Origin of the sequence: Candidatus Igneacidithiobacillus taiwanensis (assembly GCF_031962545.1) — a bacterium.
Classification (GTDB): domain Bacteria; phylum Pseudomonadota; class Gammaproteobacteria; order Acidithiobacillales; family Acidithiobacillaceae; genus Igneacidithiobacillus; species Igneacidithiobacillus taiwanensis.
In genome coordinates this window covers 1-13935 of the sequence record NZ_JAVRKK010000049.1, presented here as the reverse complement: position 1 = coordinate 13935, position 13935 = coordinate 1, and the positions used below count along the sequence as shown (strand labels likewise).

General features: G+C 58.4%; 15 protein-coding genes and 2 pseudogenes. 4 read left to right on the top strand and 13 right to left on the bottom strand.

Annotated elements, in window-relative coordinates:
- Both RTI30_RS08020 and RTI30_RS08015 read left to right on the top strand, forming a co-directional pair.
- The coding region (locus RTI30_RS08020; RefSeq protein ID WP_312283600.1) for a ParA family protein at positions 1-753 on the top strand (753 nt) is incomplete at its 5' end.
- Positions 754-764: 11 nt separating this feature from the next.
- The gene (locus RTI30_RS08015) at positions 765-1493 is read left to right on the top strand and encodes a hypothetical protein (RefSeq protein ID WP_312283599.1); all 729 of its coding nucleotides are present in this window, start codon (positions 765-767) and stop codon (positions 1491-1493) included.
- Positions 1494-1624: 131 nt separating this feature from the next.
- Here the strand turns inward: RTI30_RS08015 and RTI30_RS08010 are convergent, their stop codons facing one another.
- From RTI30_RS08010 to RTI30_RS07985, 6 genes and pseudogenes are all read right to left on the bottom strand, one after another.
- Positions 1625-1882 carry a hypothetical protein gene (locus RTI30_RS08010; RefSeq protein ID WP_312283598.1) on the bottom strand — a complete coding sequence of 86 codons (258 nt, stop codon included), beginning with the start codon at positions 1880-1882 and terminating at the stop codon, positions 1625-1627.
- Positions 1883-2147: 265 nt separating this feature from the next.
- Positions 2148-3185: a replication initiation protein gene (locus RTI30_RS08005; RefSeq protein WP_312283597.1), complete on the bottom strand. Its 1038-nt coding sequence runs from the start codon at positions 3183-3185 to the stop codon at positions 2148-2150.
- A gap of 581 nt (positions 3186-3766) precedes the next feature.
- A complete protein-coding gene (locus RTI30_RS08000) occupies positions 3767-5176 on the bottom strand; it encodes an LPD7 domain-containing protein (protein WP_312283595.1) in 1410 nt (469 codons plus the stop codon).
- A gap of 326 nt (positions 5177-5502) precedes the next feature.
- Positions 5503-5781, bottom strand: coding sequence for a hypothetical protein (locus tag RTI30_RS07995; protein ID WP_312283594.1), 279 nt, complete (start codon positions 5779-5781; stop codon positions 5503-5505).
- A 250-nt stretch (positions 5782-6031) separates the two neighbouring features.
- Positions 6032-6652 (bottom strand): annotated as a pseudogene (mobQ, locus tag RTI30_RS14310) (MobQ family relaxase); the annotation flags it as partial.
- Entirely contained in the window at positions 6634-6978 is a 345-nt protein-coding gene (locus RTI30_RS07985; protein ID WP_312283592.1) for a GIY-YIG nuclease family protein, read from the bottom strand. The gene RTI30_RS07985 and the pseudogene mobQ (RTI30_RS14310), both read right to left, overlap by 19 nt.
- Positions 6979-7172: 194 nt before the next feature.
- Here RTI30_RS07985 and RTI30_RS07980 point away from each other — a divergent pair, with 194 nt between their 5' ends.
- The gene (locus tag RTI30_RS07980; protein WP_312283591.1) at positions 7173-7508 is read left to right on the top strand and encodes a mobilization protein; all 336 of its coding nucleotides are present in this window, start codon (positions 7173-7175) and stop codon (positions 7506-7508) included.
- Here RTI30_RS07980 and RTI30_RS07975 read toward each other — a convergent pair.
- From RTI30_RS07975 to RTI30_RS07950, 6 genes and pseudogenes are all read right to left on the bottom strand, one after another.
- The gene (locus RTI30_RS07975; protein WP_312283590.1) at positions 7499-7768 is read right to left on the bottom strand and encodes a hypothetical protein; all 270 of its coding nucleotides are present in this window, start codon (positions 7766-7768) and stop codon (positions 7499-7501) included. The two genes, RTI30_RS07980 and RTI30_RS07975, sit on opposite strands and share 10 nt — an antisense overlap.
- 300 nt (positions 7769-8068) lie before the next feature.
- Positions 8069-9079, bottom strand: a complete 1011-nt coding sequence (locus tag RTI30_RS07970; RefSeq protein ID WP_312283596.1) for a replication initiation protein — start codon at positions 9077-9079, stop codon at positions 8069-8071.
- Positions 9080-9660: 581 nt separating this feature from the next.
- Complete coding sequence (locus RTI30_RS07965) at positions 9661-11070, bottom strand: LPD7 domain-containing protein (RefSeq protein WP_312283595.1); 1410 nt, start codon at positions 11068-11070, stop codon at positions 9661-9663.
- Positions 11071-11396: 326 nt separating this feature from the next.
- Entirely contained in the window at positions 11397-11675 is a 279-nt protein-coding gene (locus tag RTI30_RS07960) for a hypothetical protein (protein ID WP_312283594.1), read from the bottom strand.
- A gap of 250 nt (positions 11676-11925) precedes the next feature.
- A pseudogene (gene mobQ, locus RTI30_RS14305) lies at positions 11926-12546 on the bottom strand (MobQ family relaxase); the annotation flags it as partial.
- The gene (locus RTI30_RS07950) at positions 12528-12872 is read right to left on the bottom strand and encodes a GIY-YIG nuclease family protein (protein WP_312283592.1); all 345 of its coding nucleotides are present in this window, start codon (positions 12870-12872) and stop codon (positions 12528-12530) included. The pseudogene mobQ (RTI30_RS14305) and the gene RTI30_RS07950, both read right to left, overlap by 19 nt.
- 194 nt (positions 12873-13066) lie before the next feature.
- Between RTI30_RS07950 and RTI30_RS07945 the strand changes: the two genes are divergently transcribed.
- Entirely contained in the window at positions 13067-13402 is a 336-nt protein-coding gene (locus RTI30_RS07945; protein WP_312283591.1) for a mobilization protein, read from the top strand.
- On the opposite strand, the gene RTI30_RS07940 is transcribed toward RTI30_RS07945, so the two are convergent.
- Complete coding sequence (locus tag RTI30_RS07940) at positions 13393-13662, bottom strand: hypothetical protein (RefSeq protein ID WP_312283590.1); 270 nt, start codon at positions 13660-13662, stop codon at positions 13393-13395. The two genes, RTI30_RS07945 and RTI30_RS07940, sit on opposite strands and share 10 nt — an antisense overlap.
- Positions 13663-13935: the final 273 nt, after the last annotated feature.

The window sequence follows — 13935 nt, the reverse complement described above, 5'->3', positions numbered from 1 at the left end:
CACTTGATTATCAGTCATGGGGAAAAAGGCGGCGTTGGCAAGTCCACTTTTGCCAGCATTGTCGTAGAAGCTGCAATAAACTCTGGCAAAAAAATTGCCGTGGTGGATGCTGACCCGCGCTCCGGCGATGTGGAGCTTAGTGATGTTGCTGCACGATATACAAATGTTCCAGATTGCCAAGCGATAAGGCTGAGTCTGGCAAAGTCTGGCGCGGATGCTGCCGATGCTGTTTCACAACTTTTCGAGCACGTAGAGCAAATCGACTATGATTTTATCGTCATCAATTCTCCGCCGAACTCGTATGAGTCATTGGAGGAGAATGCGGAAATCATAGCAGACGTAGCACATGAGCTTGGCTATGAAATCGGAATCGGCTGGCTACTGGGAACGGAGGACGTTAGCGCGATCATGGCTACACAGTCCCGAATTTGCCAGTTAGCGGATAAAAAGGTAGCGATCATCAATCGACATGAGGGATCGAGCGATTCCCGTTTCTCATGGTTCCAGAAACCGCAGTATCGGCAGGCTTGGTTGGATTCAGGTGGCATGGAAGCCGAGATGCCGGAATTGGCGGCACGGGTTGCGGGAGCCGTGCGAGATACCTTGTCTGATCCAGCATACAAGGGCTGGACAATGGCCCGCTTGGCGAGTGCGGGTTCACCCCTACCAGCGATCAATCGCACGATGCTCGCCAGTTGGTTGAAAAAGTGTATTACCCAGTGCGTTTTTCCAATCTGTGATTTCAGCGACTAAGTGAGACGGTCATGGCTAATGAACAGAGAAGCGCTATGGAACATGCGTTGCAATCCGTTCCGGCTTCACAAGTGGCCAAGCTGGCCGCTTTGGCCCGCCAGCACGACATCGGGGAAGATGACCCTCTTTGGCTTTTCGTTCTTGCAGCGCAAGTCAATCTAGGGTTGCTGGAGGCCAGTCTCGAGCATTCCAAGACGACGCAGGATGCTGTCGAAAAGGTGCCCTCGATGCTCTTGCGGAGCGTCCAGCAAGCAGAGAGAGACGTGCTGTCGCTTTTCAAGCAACGGAGCGTGACTCTCGCTGCCGAGATCGCTCATCAGACCGATGAAGCTGTCAGCAAGACTAATGAGCGCCTCATAGAACTGTGGGCGAACCAAATCGCCAGCGTGAATCAATACACCGAAAACGCGCTTGCACACATGAATAAAGCCTTGCTGACGCAACAAGACCTCATGAAAACCGTAGTGAAAAGAATCCAGAATGATGTCATCGATCAGGTCAAAGAGCGCACTTATGAGACGGTGACAGAGACGGCTAACAAAATTTTCAAGACCAAGGTCGATGACAACCGCGCCCTCTGGTCCATCATCGGCGGTGCCATAGCCCTGGCTCTTATCGTGGTCGGTGGTCTATTGACCTATCTCTGGCTGGATTCGGTCGATCATGTGATCGCGCCTAACACGATCGCAAGCTGCCATATCGAGCCTAGCGGAGCGGAATACTGCTGGATTCAGAAATAAGGAGTTTGTGATGTCGGGAAGCTCGAATCATTTATATGACGGTAATATCAAATCTAGCGATTAAATATGACGCATCATATCTAATCGCTAGATCGGTATAGGCGCGATTTCTAGCACGGCATAGCACCCGCTCATACGCGCCGGTTTAAGGTATTGCGTATCTGCTCCACTGCAACATCGATGTCTTCTGGCGCGGCTTCCACGAATAGCGGCGGCAAGTCCTTTTCAGGCGGCAGTTCGATACCGAGGACGCGGGCTATGTTCAGGGGATATGGGCGACGCTTTCCGGGCAACCGGGCCAGCGCTGCCCTTGCTACCGTTTCGCCTACCTGCGAGCAAAGCCATTGCCACTCTCGCCGGGCACGGTTGTTGGTCAATTCAGGCTCCATCTGTCCTCCACAGCAAAAAACCCCAAAAGGTCCCGCCCGCGTGAGCGGCTGGCGGATCGGGTCCAGGCGTGAGCGCCTGGCCGTTTGTTTGTTTGTTTTTGGTTGGTCCTGGCCGCTCCCACCATCGGCAAACCCGTGGAAGCCGCTACGGCAGGTGGCCGGTCGGCTTTGCCTCCCTACCTGCCTGCGGCCCAGCTGATTCGGGGCGGTTCTTTCGCTGCGCTCAAGCCGCCCCTGCTGGCTGTTATCTGATATAGGCCGCCGTTCACCGCACACCCGCCACCCAATCGCGGATCGTCCACATAGGCACGTCTAGCTCCTGCGCGATCTCTCGGTAGCTGTAGCCATGCGCCCGTAAGATCTTTGCAGTAGCGCGTTCCTGCTCTCTGGATTGTCTGCGGGCCTGTCCGCTGGCGATTCCAGCCTCTGCTTGGTTGGTCGCCATACGGCCTGCATCTGCCTGATTGGTGGCCCTCCTGCCCCTCTCCCGCTGTAGCTCCGGCGTGTGGGTGCGCTCGATGAGGTCTTGCAGGCCTGCGGGCGTAATGCGCCGCCAAGTCCACTTGGCAATGCTCTTGGCAATGGCCCTGAGTTCCGGTTCATAGAGGGGCGCGGGAAAATGCCCGTTAATGGCCCGTAAATGCCCCAAAATCGCATCCTGCCACTGGGGTAAGCCATTGGGTGCCCAATAGTCCCTAATCGCGCTGTAGGCCCATTTACGGGCCGTATGGAACAGGAACACATTCCGGCCCTCTTGGTAGGCTTCTTCCGGGGTGTCTGGGACATAGCGCCGGGCCTTGGCCGCATCGAGGTCCAGATACTCGGCCAGTTCGCCAAGGGTCCAAAGTTGCTCATGGAAGGACCAGACAAGCCAGTCCGTATGGGCCGGATTCTTGCACACCAAGCCGACATAGCGGGGATCAGCATCCATCTTGACGCATAGCCCGCGCTCTACGGCGGCCAGAAGCTGCAAGGGAGCCTGTCGGCCTGCCTGGGTGCGGGTAACGCCCGCCTCGAGGAAATAGAACAGGTGGCCGTGGCCGTTCTCCCGGTTGATCGCCATGGCGTTCGGGACCGGCCCCTCTGGGTCTTTGGTCTCCCAGCAATAGGCAAGGCTTTCCAGATCGCAGATACGGCGATCCACATCCAGCACGATAGTCCAGACCTGCGCGGGCGGATTGTGCTGCATGTATCGGTAGGCTAAGGCCAGTTCTATGGGCCGGATGCGAAGGCCTGCGCCAAGGTCATTGGTGCAATAGGGCTTTCGTGGGGCGTGGGCCAGGAGAAGATTAACGGCGGCCATGCTGCCCTCCGATGCTCGCGTCTGTCTGACGGGACCGGGGGGTTGGTTTGCGTTTCCGTGTAACGGTATAATCGCCCCAGACCCCTCGTCTGGTCCGAGTGCCCCGATCTCCTGAATGCCCTGCAAAAGCTCTCAAGGAATCGGGGCATTGTCGTTTCTGATTCATGACAATGTCCGTTGTTTTCAGGCTATCCAGCGAATCTACTCCTGGAACGGCGAATCTGCCAAATGGCCGTTCCTGACCAACGTTACTGATTTGTCTCATAACTGCCCCTCATCTGCGGGTAGTAAAACAAGCAAAAACAGGCTATCCGGCCAACCGTGAATCAGACCCATAAGACAGAAGGGCGCAAAAGGTCTGGAAACGCCGAGGCCTGCACAGTCGCCAGCTATGGGCACAGAAGCCAAGCCAGCCTCGATCCACTGGCAGACCAGAAACGCCAGCACTGCACGGCTGGTGATCGAGCCGGACGCGGGCGCCCGCGCCGCGCTGGGCGAGAGGCTCCGCCTGGAGGCCTCCGCAGGAGTGCCGGAAGGTGGAGACGGGGAGCGCGGGTATCCGGCGAGTCGGGATGCGTCCATCATCTAGGCCCCCGCCGCCTGGGTGGTGTGGGTGGTGTGGGTGGTGTGTAGGGAGAGGCAGGTGGTGCTGGCTTGGGCTGCTCCTGCCTGGCCTCTGCCTCTCTAGCCTTGGCCTGCTTGTCCTCATACCGCTCTAGCAACTCTGCTGCACGCCTCAACGCATCGAGCCGCTGTCGCTCGGCTTCTTGTCTGGCCCTCTCCTCTGCCAGCCGTCTGGCCTCTGCCTCTCTAGCCTTGGCCTGCTCTTCCTCCCGCTCGGTCGCCCGCCATCTAGCTCTTACCTCCCACCTCCATGCCTCGCGCTCCGCCTCCTCCCTGGCGGCCTGCGCTTCCCGGTCGCGCTGATCGATCACCCATTGCTGCTCGGTGCCGTCAGCGTTGTGGGTGCGTAGGCGCTCTTGGGCCGTCTCGTAGGATTTCCTGCCTTGCTCGTTGCCCGGCTTCTGCACCTCCAGGCCACTGCGTAGCAGATGCTCATAGACCAGGACGCGCTTTTCTTCCGGGATTGAAGGGGCGAACGTCACCACTATGGGATGGGATACGCCATAGCGGGCTTTGGTTTCATGGATATTCTGCGCCAAGGCCTCGACCCGTGCCCGCGTCATCTCCCCTTTGGGATGCCAGCACAAACCGCCAGGAACCGCCGAAGGGGCCTCCGCACCAATCCTCAGCCCAAGCCCTTTCTGCGCCCAAGTCCGCCAGGCGACATCCAGACCATCGGCAACACAATCCCGCTGCAGCTGCGCCCCTTCGGTTTGCAGACGCTGCTGTTCTTCCGCCGTGCCGTAGCGTCCAATCCGCCACGCTTCGGCGGCTTCCCAGGCCTTGCCGCTCCAGTCCTCCACTCCAGCGGGGGCACCCGGCAACCATCGCCCTGCCGCTTTCAGGATGGCCGCCCGCTTGGGATGCTCTTTCATCCACTCCGCCAGGATCGGCGCTTGTTTGCGCAGCATCGCCTCCCGCCTCGCCGCTTCCTGTCGCTGCCGTTCCTGGATACGCGCTTGCAAGTCCCCATCCGCCAGGGTGAATCCGGCATCGAGGGCGGCCCGGCCCAGCTTTTCCCGGAAGTCGGGGCTGCCGGTAATGTCCAGTCGTTGCCAGCCTTTGGCCTTGGCGATGTCCAGCAGGGCTGCGATCTCTCGCTCCGTGCCACCCATCCCTGCCACGATTCGGTCACCATAATCCGTGAGGTCCATCTGCCGGTTGTGGATGCGCAGGCCTTCCGGCTTCCGCTCGACCTTGACCCATCGCCCTAGAGCCTTGGCAAGGTCCCGGTTATAGGCTTCCGTGAGTATCCGCACTCGGTACTCCTGCCAGTGCTCCCGCTGCGGATGGCGGATACCGGGCCTTTGCTCGGCGGCGGTAATGGCATTCCGTTCGGCGGTGCGCCGGGCATGCTTGCGTTGCATCCATCGCTTGCGAATCTGTACCCGGTCCTCGAAGCTGCGCCCCTGGTGTCGTGCCTGGGCACGTTCCAGGATGCGCTTGCGCCGCTGCTCCGCCTCGCGCCGCTCACGTCGTGCAGTCCAGCGGGCCTGGATCGCCTGGGCATCTCGCCGCGCATGGCGCTGCGCCCTGGCTTGCTCGATGCGTTTCTGCCGCTCTGCTTTCTTATCTGTAATTCGGTAAATTTTAGAGAGAGCAATTTCACTGAGCTTTTTTGTTTTGTTGGTTTTGTGAAATATGCTCTCGTATGTTTTGCTCTCCGCTCTGATCGCTTCGAACAGCTTGATACTTACATCAATTTCTCTTGTTTCAACATTTGCATCGCTACCGCTCGATGATAATCGTCGCAGTCTTGTACCACCCGATCGATTTCTATATTCATCATATGACAGAACACCGTGAAAGTTTTGTCTTGGTTTTTCATCCAAGCTGAAGCCGGACAAACTGAGCAAATTCGAGGAGATACTGTTTTCCCTGCTTTGATTAAAACTTGGGAAGTTGGAGAAAATGTTTTCTCCGGCAATTTGTCGTCGTTTTGAGGTAAGCTCGTTGGAAATTCTGTGTTCATAAAGTTCCTCCGTGGAAAGGTAAAAGTGAGGTCTTGCAAACTCCGCAAAGTTTGCAAAGTCAAGTTCAATGGCTAGGCCATTGATAACTTGAGTTTGCAGACTTAATGATCTGTCCAGTTCTCCGTTTAATAGAAGGCGCTCTGTGATGTACTCATCATATCGAGCGCGAACATCGCTTTGCTCCCTGGTCCTGCGTTCATAGCCAACTGCCGCTGGGCCGAAGTGCCACTGTGGATCTCGGTCGATGCCCTGCGCTCGGAGGCTTCGATGATCGACACGGGACCTGTGGCCGTGCCGCTCAAGCGCGGCATTCGCTAATGTTTCCCACTGCTGGCGTAAGTGGTCGATGGCGTTTTCTTTGCCAACATTTCCGGCCATGTTGTGCGCCACCAGATCAAGCTCCCGCGCTTTGTTCCCAAGGCCGTGGCCTTCTATCCGGTTTGTGGTGGTGAGAATGTGCGCATGGCGGTTGCGGGCGTCGCCCTCATTGCCGGGTGCGTGTATCGCCACGTCTGCGGCGATGCCGTAGGTGTTGGCGATGTGCTGGGCGAACTCAAGCGCAAGCGCCGTGCTTTCGTCTTTTGAGAGTTCATGTGGCAAAGCCACTTCAAACTCTCGCGCCACCTGCGCATCTGCCCTTTTGTTCTTAATTTCTACGGCATTCCAAAGGTCGGCGCGTTCCGGCTTCCAGTCTGATCCTTCCGGCATGATCAGTGCGCTATACTCGACGCCACGCCGCCGCGTGTAGTCGTGGACCTCGCCGGTGCGCTTATCTGTGATCTTCACGCCTGCACGATAAGCCGCCGCCGCCGTGGAGCTTCGGCCAGTCTTTCGGCTGATGAGCTTTGCGCTCAGGTGAAAAATGGCCACGTCAACCTCTCACCTTGCCGCCGCGCAGATTCCTTGATCAGCGACAGATCGAACATCAAACCCTCTAGGTTAATGACATTCCAGCCGCTTAGATGCGCACGCCAACGCCACGCATACTCAAGGTCGAGAATTCCAAGTTCATCAGTCACCAAAGTGGTGACAACCAACGGCGTGAAGGGCTCAGGCCATTGCCGCCGATGGGCTTTGATGCGTCTATCAGGTTTGACTGACTGGCCGACATATACCCTCTTACCTTCAAAGGTTAGAAGGTAGATGGATCGGCTAACATGTTCTTCGCTCAACCTGCGCCACGCCATGATCGCCAAGTATCCTCGTTTTGTATTGTGGGGGTGTCGGGGGCGAAGCCCCTGACCGCACTGCAAACCCGCAGGGTTTGCATTAAGTGCGCCCTTCCCTCCCTTCGGTCGGTCGGGAGGTTGGGGTGCTAATCGGGGATTGTACGCCTAATCAGAATCTGTGCAAAATGTTGATATTGGCGATCTGTCCAGGAAGGAAGCCCATGAAGATCGACGAACGAATCGAATCGCTGCAAGCCAAGCTAGATCAAGCCATAGCTAAAAAGAAGCAGATTGAGGCACGGAAGCGGGCAGCCGAAGCGAAGCGGAATCGCAAGAATGATACGCGCCGGAAAATTTTGGCCGGGGCAATCGTCCTCGATATGATAGAAAAAGGCCTTGCGAACAAAGATGTATTCATGTCTGCCATCGATTCGCGTCTGAAGCGCGACGATGATCGAGCGCTCTTTGGTCTTCCGCCGCTGCCAAAGCCTGAGCCTGAGCCTGAGCCGGTTCATGATACTTTAGAAGCTGACGGGGAAGTCGTAGGCTACCTCTGATTCGTCGGGTGCGGGTGCAATGCGCTTCGCACCTGCGCCATTGCAACGTCGATGTCTGCCTCATCTGCGGGAACGAACAGCGACGGCAAGTCCTTTTCAGGCGGCAGTTCGATACCGAGGACGCGGGCGACGTTCAGGGGATATGGGCGACGCTTTCCGGGTAATCGGGCCAGCGCCGCCCTTGCTACCGTTTCGCCCACCTCCCGGCATAACCACTGCCACTCGCGCCGGGCACGATCGTTGGTCAATTCAGGCTCCATCTGTCCTCCACAGCAAAAAACCACAAAAGGTCCCGCCCGCGTGAGCGGGGCGGGGTCCGCCATGCCGTGAGCGGCAGGCGGATCGGGTCCAGGCGTGAGCGCCTGGCCGTTTGTTTGTTTGTTTTTGGTTGGTCCTGACCACTCCCACCATCAGCAAACCCGTGGAAGCCGCTACGGCAGGTGGCCGGTCGGCTTTGCCTCCCTACCTGCCTGCGGCCCAGCCGATTCGGGGCGGTTCTTTCGCTGCGCTCAAGCCGCCCCTGCTGGCTGTTATCTGATATAGGCTCGTTCGCCGAAAGGCTACTGACACCATTCCCATGCGGTTGAAAGGCTTATTCCCAGCGCTGACGCGATTTGCGGGTAGCTACGTCCCTGCGCCCGCAAGAGCCTTGCGGTAGCGCGGTCCTGCTCTCTGGATCGCCTGCGGGCCTGTCCGCTGGCGATTCCTGCCTCTACCTGATTGGTCGCTGCCAGCCCGCCAAGCCTGCCTCTCTCGGCCTGTAGCTCTGGCGTGTGGGTGCGCTCGATGAGGTCTTGCAGGCCTGCGGGCGTAATGCGCCGCCAAGTCCACTTGGCAATGCTCTTGGCAATGGCCCTGAGTTCCGGTTCATAGAGGGGCGCGGGAAAATGCCCGTTAATGGCCCGTAAATGCCCCAAAATCGCATCCTGCCACTGGGGTAAGCCATTGGGTGCCCAATAGTCCCTAATCGCGCTGTAGGCCCATTTACGGGCCGTATGGAACAGGAACACATTCCGGCCCTCTTGGTAGGCTTCTTCCGGGGTGTCTGGGACATAGCGCCGGGCCTTGGCCGCATCGAGGTCCAGATACTCGGCCAGTTCGCCAAGGGTCCAAAGTTGCTCATGGAAGGACCAGACAAGCCAGTCCGTATGGGCCGGATTCTTGCACACCAAGCCGACATAGCGGGGATCAGCATCCATCTTGACGCATAGCCCGCGCTCTACGGCGGCCAGAAGCTGCAAGGGAGCCTGTCGGCCTGCCTGGGTGCGGGTAACGCCCGCCTCGAGGAAATAGAACAGGTGGCCGTGGCCGTTCTCCCGGTTGATCGCCATGGCGTTCGGGACCGGCCCCTCTGGGTCTTTGGTCTCCCAGCAATAGGCAAGGCTTTCCAGATCGCAGATACGGCGATCCACATCCAGCACGATAGTCCAGACCTGCGCGGGCGGATTGTGCTGCATGTATCGGTAGGCTAAGGCCAGTTCTATGGGCCGGATGCGAAGGCCTGCGCCAAGGTCATTGGTGCAATAGGGCTTTCGTGGGGCGTGGGCCAGGAGAAGATTAACGGCGGCCATGCTGCCCTCCGATGCTCGCGTCTGTCTGACGGGACCGGGGGGTTGGTTTGCGTTTCCGTGTAACGGTATAATCGCCCCAGACCCCTCGTCTGGTCCGAGTGCCCCGATCTCCTGAATGCCCTGCAAAAGCTCTCAAGGAATCGGGGCATTGTCGTTTCTGATTCATGACAATGTCCGTTGTTTTCAGGCTATCCAGCGAATCTACTCCTGGAACGGCGAATCTGCCAAATGGCCGTTCCTGACCAACGTTACTGATTTGTCTCATAACTGCCCCTCATCTGCGGGTAGTAAAACAAGCAAAAACAGGCTATCCGGCCAACCGTGAATCAGACCCATAAGACAGAAGGGCGCAAAAGGTCTGGAAACGCCGAGGCCTGCACAGTCGCCAGCTATGGGCACAGAAGCCAAGCCAGCCTCGATCCACTGGCAGACCAGAAACGCCAGCACTGCACGGCTGGTGATCGAGCCGGACGCGGGCGCCCGCGCCGCGCTGGGCGAGAGGCTCCGCCTGGAGGCCTCCGCAGGAGTGCCGGAAGGTGGAGACGGGGAGCGCGGGTATCCGGCGAGTCGGGATGCGTCCATCATCTAGGCCCCCGCCGCCTGGGTGGTGTGGGTGGTGTGGGTGGTGTGTAGGGAGAGGCAGGTGGTGCTGGCTTGGGCTGCTCCTGCCTGGCCTCTGCCTCTCTAGCCTTGGCCTGCTTGTCCTCATACCGCTCTAGCAACTCTGCTGCACGCCTCAACGCATCGAGCCGCTGTCGCTCGGCTTCTTGTCTGGCCCTCTCCTCTGCCAGCCGTCTGGCCTCTGCCTCTCTAGCCTTGGCCTGCTCTTCCTCCCGCTCGGTCGCCCGCCATCTAGCTCTTACCTCCCACCTCCATGCCTCGCGCTCCGCCTCCTCCCTGGCGGCCTGCGCTTCCCGGTCGCGCTGATCGATCACCCATTGCTGCTCGGTGCCGTCAGCGTTGTGGGTGCGTAGGCGCTCTTGGGCCGTCTCGTAGGATTTCCTGCCTTGCTCGTTGCCCGGCTTCTGCACCTCCAGGCCACTGCGTAGCAGATGCTCATAGACCAGGACGCGCTTTTCTTCCGGGATTGAAGGGGCGAACGTCACCACTATGGGATGGGATACGCCATAGCGGGCTTTGGTTTCATGGATATTCTGCGCCAAGGCCTCGACCCGTGCCCGCGTCATCTCCCCTTTGGGATGCCAGCACAAACCGCCAGGAACCGCCGAAGGGGCCTCCGCACCAATCCTCAGCCCAAGCCCTTTCTGCGCCCAAGTCCGCCAGGCGACATCCAGACCATCGGCAACACAATCCCGCTGCAGCTGCGCCCCTTCGGTTTGCAGACGCTGCTGTTCTTCCGCCGTGCCGTAGCGTCCAATCCGCCACGCTTCGGCGGCTTCCCAGGCCTTGCCGCTCCAGTCCTCCACTCCAGCGGGGGCACCCGGCAACCATCGCCCTGCCGCTTTCAGGATGGCCGCCCGCTTGGGATGCTCTTTCATCCACTCCGCCAGGATCGGCGCTTGTTTGCGCAGCATCGCCTCCCGCCTCGCCGCTTCCTGTCGCTGCCGTTCCTGGATACGCGCTTGCAAGTCCCCATCCGCCAGGGTGAATCCGGCATCGAGGGCGGCCCGGCCCAGCTTTTCCCGGAAGTCGGGGCTGCCGGTAATGTCCAGTCGTTGCCAGCCTTTGGCCTTGGCGATGTCCAGCAGGGCTGCGATCTCTCGCTCCGTGCCACCCATCCCTGCCACGATTCGGTCACCATAATCCGTGAGGTCCATCTGCCGGTTGTGGATGCGCAGGCCTTCCGGCTTCCGCTCGACCTTGACCCATCGCCCTAGAGCCTTGGCAAGGTCCCGGTTATAGGCTTCCGTGAGTATCCGCACTCGGTACTCCTGCCAGTGCTCCCGCTGCGGATGGCGGATACCGGGCCTTTGCTCGGCGGCGGTAATGGCATTCCGTTCGGCGGTGCGCCGGGCATGCTTGCGTTGCATCCATCGCTTGCGAATCTGTACCCGGTCCTCGAAGCTGCGCCCCTGGTGTCGTGCCTGGGCACGTTCCAGGATGCGCTTGCGCCGCTGCTCCGCCTCGCGCCGCTCACGTCGTGCAGTCCAGCGGGCCTGGATCGCCTGGGCATCTCGCCGCGCATGGCGCTGCGCCCTGGCTTGCTCGATGCGTTTCTGCCGCTCTGCTTTCTTATCTGTAATTCGGTAAATTTTAGAGAGAGCAATTTCACTGAGCTTTTTTGTTTTGTTGGTTTTGTGAAATATGCTCTCGTATGTTTTGCTCTCCGCTCTGATCGCTTCGAACAGCTTGATACTTACATCAATTTCTCTTGTTTCAACATTTGCATCGCTACCGCTCGATGATAATCGTCGCAGTCTTGTACCACCCGATCGATTTCTATATTCATCATATGACAGAACACCGTGAAAGTTTTGTCTTGGTTTTTCATCCAAGCTGAAGCCGGACAAACTGAGCAAATTCGAGGAGATACTGTTTTCCCTGCTTTGATTAAAACTTGGGAAGTTGGAGAAAATGTTTTCTCCGGCAATTTGTCGTCGTTTTGAGGTAAGCTCGTTGGAAATTCTGTGTTCATAAAGTTCCTCCGTGGAAAGGTAAAAGTGAGGTCTTGCAAACTCCGCAAAGTTTGCAAAGTCAAGTTCAATGGCTAGGCCATTGATAACTTGAGTTTGCAGACTTAATGATCTGTCCAGTTCTCCGTTTAATAGAAGGCGCTCTGTGATGTACTCATCATATCGAGCGCGAACATCGCTTTGCTCCCTGGTCCTGCGTTCATAGCCAACTGCCGCTGGGCCGAAGTGCCACTGTGGATCTCGGTCGATGCCCTGCGCTCGGAGGCTTCGATGATCGACACGGGACCTGTGGCCGTGCCGCTCAAGCGCGGCATTCGCTAATGTTTCCCACTGCTGGCGTAAGTGGTCGATGGCGTTTTCTTTGCCAACATTTCCGGCCATGTTGTGCGCCACCAGATCAAGCTCCCGCGCTTTGTTCCCAAGGCCGTGGCCTTCTATCCGGTTTGTGGTGGTGAGAATGTGCGCATGGCGGTTGCGGGCGTCGCCCTCATTGCCGGGTGCGTGTATCGCCACGTCTGCGGCGATGCCGTAGGTGTTGGCGATGTGCTGGGCGAACTCAAGCGCAAGCGCCGTGCTTTCGTCTTTTGAGAGTTCATGTGGCAAAGCCACTTCAAACTCTCGCGCCACCTGCGCATCTGCCCTTTTGTTCTTAATTTCTACGGCATTCCAAAGGTCGGCGCGTTCCGGCTTCCAGTCTGATCCTTCCGGCATGATCAGTGCGCTATACTCGACGCCACGCCGCCGCGTGTAGTCGTGGACCTCGCCGGTGCGCTTATCTGTGATCTTCACGCCTGCACGATAAGCCGCCGCCGCCGTGGAGCTTCGGCCAGTCTTTCGGCTGATGAGCTTTGCGCTCAGGTGAAAAATGGCCACGTCAACCTCTCACCTTGCCGCCGCGCAGATTCCTTGATCAGCGACAGATCGAACATCAAACCCTCTAGGTTAATGACATTCCAGCCGCTTAGATGCGCACGCCAACGCCACGCATACTCAAGGTCGAGAATTCCAAGTTCATCAGTCACCAAAGTGGTGACAACCAACGGCGTGAAGGGCTCAGGCCATTGCCGCCGATGGGCTTTGATGCGTCTATCAGGTTTGACTGACTGGCCGACATATACCCTCTTACCTTCAAAGGTTAGAAGGTAGATGGATCGGCTAACATGTTCTTCGCTCAACCTGCGCCACGCCATGATCGCCAAGTATCCTCGTTTTGTATTGTGGGGGTGTCGGGGGCGAAGCCCCTGACCGCACTGCAAACCCGCAGGGTTTGCATTAAGTGCGCCCTTCCCTCCCTTCGGTCGGTCGGGAGGTTGGGGTGCTAATCGGGGATTGTACGCCTAATCAGAATCTGTGCAAAATGTTGATATTGGCGATCTGTCCAGGAAGGAAGCCCATGAAGATCGACGAACGAATCGAATCGCTGCAAGCCAAGCTAGATCAAGCCATAGCTAAAAAGAAGCAGATTGAGGCACGGAAGCGGGCAGCCGAAGCGAAGCGGAATCGCAAGAATGATACGCGCCGGAAAATTTTGGCCGGGGCAATCGTCCTCGATATGATAGAAAAAGGCCTTGCGAACAAAGATGTATTCATGTCTGCCATCGATTCGCGTCTGAAGCGCGACGATGATCGAGCGCTCTTTGGTCTTCCGCCGCTGCCAAAGCCTGAGCCTGAGCCTGAGCCGGTTCATGATACTTTAGAAGCTGACGGGGAAGTCGTAGGCTACCTCTGATTCGTCGGGTGCGGGTGCAATGCGCTTCGCACCTGCGCCATTGCAACGTCGATGTCTGCCTCATCTGCGGGAACGAACAGCGACGGCAAGTCCTTTTCAGGCGGCAGTTCGATACCGAGGACGCGGGCGACGTTCAGGGGATATGGGCGACGCTTTCCGGGTAATCGGGCCAGCGCCGCCCTTGCTACCGTTTCGCCCACCTCCCGGCATAACCACTGCCACTCGCGCCGGGCACGATCGTTGGTCAATTCAGGCTCCATCTGTCCTCCACAGCAAAAAACCACAAAAGGTCCCGCCCGCGTGAGCGGGGCGGGGTCCGCCATGCCGTGAGCGGCAGGCGGATCGGGTCCAGGCGTGAGCGCCTGGCCGTTTGTTTGTTTGTTTTTGGTTGGTCCTGACCACTCCCACCATCAGCAAACCCGTGGAAGCCGCTACGGCAGGTGGCCGGTCGGCTTTGCCTCCCTACCTGCCTGCGGCCCAGCCGATTCGGGGCGGTTCTTTCGCTGCGCTCAAGCCGCCCCTGCTGGCTGTTA

Bases quoted from the DNA above. Each gene is read 5' to 3' on its own strand.
- RTI30_RS08015 (WP_312283599.1), top strand. From the start codon at position 765: ATGGCTAATGAACAGAGAAGCGCTATGGAACATGCGTTGCAATCCGTT.
- RTI30_RS08010 (WP_312283598.1), bottom strand. From the start codon at position 1,882: ATGGAGCCTGAATTGACCAACAACCGTGCCCGGCGAGAGTGGCAATGG.
- RTI30_RS08005 (WP_312283597.1), bottom strand. From the start codon at position 3,185: ATGGCCGCCGTTAATCTTCTCCTGGCCCACGCCCCACGAAAGCCCTAT.
- RTI30_RS08000 (WP_312283595.1), bottom strand. From the start codon at position 5,176: ATGCAACGCAAGCATGCCCGGCGCACCGCCGAACGGAATGCCATTACC.
- RTI30_RS07995 (WP_312283594.1), bottom strand. From the start codon at position 5,781: ATGAACACAGAATTTCCAACGAGCTTACCTCAAAACGACGACAAATTG.
- RTI30_RS07980 (WP_312283591.1), top strand. From the start codon at position 7,173: ATGAAGATCGACGAACGAATCGAATCGCTGCAAGCCAAGCTAGATCAA.
- RTI30_RS07975 (WP_312283590.1), bottom strand. From the start codon at position 7,768: ATGGAGCCTGAATTGACCAACGATCGTGCCCGGCGCGAGTGGCAGTGG.
- RTI30_RS07970 (WP_312283596.1), bottom strand. From the start codon at position 9,079: ATGGCCGCCGTTAATCTTCTCCTGGCCCACGCCCCACGAAAGCCCTAT.
- RTI30_RS07965 (WP_312283595.1), bottom strand. From the start codon at position 11,070: ATGCAACGCAAGCATGCCCGGCGCACCGCCGAACGGAATGCCATTACC.
- RTI30_RS07960 (WP_312283594.1), bottom strand. From the start codon at position 11,675: ATGAACACAGAATTTCCAACGAGCTTACCTCAAAACGACGACAAATTG.
- RTI30_RS07945 (WP_312283591.1), top strand. From the start codon at position 13,067: ATGAAGATCGACGAACGAATCGAATCGCTGCAAGCCAAGCTAGATCAA.
- RTI30_RS07940 (WP_312283590.1), bottom strand. From the start codon at position 13,662: ATGGAGCCTGAATTGACCAACGATCGTGCCCGGCGCGAGTGGCAGTGG.